This window comes from Streptomyces sp. NPDC059909 (assembly GCF_042730885.1).
In the GTDB taxonomy this organism is placed as follows: Bacteria; Actinomycetota; Actinomycetes; order Streptomycetales; family Streptomycetaceae; genus Streptomyces.
The window spans coordinates 1-1,065 of the sequence record NZ_JBHWKX010000269.1 but is presented as its reverse complement, the minus strand read 5'-3'; the positions used below and the strand labels follow the sequence as shown (position 1 = coordinate 1,065).

The 1,065-nt window shown below is 75.1% G+C and carries 1 pseudogene; it reads right to left on the bottom strand.

The features are described from left to right. A pseudogene (locus ACFV9O_RS40760) lies at positions 1-401 on the bottom strand (CDP-alcohol phosphatidyltransferase family protein); the annotation flags it as partial. Positions 402-1,065 lie beyond the last annotated feature (664 nt).

The window sequence follows — 1,065 nt, the reverse complement described above, 5'->3', positions numbered from 1 at the left end:
ACGGCGGCGACGACCTGCCGGGCCTCGCTGCGCTCCTGCGGGGCACGCGGGACGCGGGCGACGAGGTCGCCGAGCTCGGGCCGGTGCACGGCGACCCCCTCCGCCTCCAGGGCGCCGGCCAGGCGGTCGGGCAGGCCGGTGCCGGTGCGCAGTGCGGTGTCGCCGCCTGGAGCGGGCGCCGCGGCCTCGGACTCCAGGGCGCGGACGAGTGCGGCGCGGGAGGAGTCCTGCACGGTGACGGCGCCGGGCACGGCGCCGGCCGGGAAGCGGGGGTCGGTCAGACCCAGGCGCAGAGCGTGCGGGTGGCCGACGAAGCTCGCGTCGACCAGGGCGACGCGGCCGGCGGGCGGCGCGTCACGGAGCAGGGCGACTGCCTCGGCGGCGTCAGAGGCGGTCCGCACGTCGAAGCCCAGCGTCCGCAGTTCGCCCTCGATCGGCGACCCGGGGACCGGCTGACCGGTGACGATGGCGGTCGACAGACGAACTCACTCCTTGGGTGCCGGTGCGTTCCGCGCCGGACAGCTCGGGTGCCGGTGACAACGGCCTGGCGGCACGTCGGCTGAGGCTATCGGACGGTGGGGAGCCCGCGTTCACCGCCCGTTCGGTACCTGTTCGCATCCCGTGCGGGGGCACGCAGGGCGGGCGCGGCCTGGTGCGCGCGGCTTCCCTGGAGGGGGGCGCGGCGCGGGGCCGCCGCCATCATGGTCGATCAACGGCCCGGCCGACAAACCGCGTCCCGCCCTCCGTCGCTGGTCGCGGCGCATGGCCCCGCTTCGGTGGCGTTCGCCCGTTCTCTCCGCACACCGGACGGAAGGCACGATTCCGCCAGGCGGCGGCAGGGGCGCCACGAACGGGTCGGACGGGCCCTTCGAAGGGCGTCCGGCGCGCTGACCTGCCAGGAGTTTTCGCAGGTCAGAGGGAATGACAACGGTATTCAGCGCCGTGTTGCCGGATACCCCCCACCCGTAGTTCACTGTGGTCGGCCGACGGCATCGCCGTGCAGACCGACGAGGCGGAGGACACTTCCCATGGGGGCTGGGCACGACCACGGGCACACACACGGAC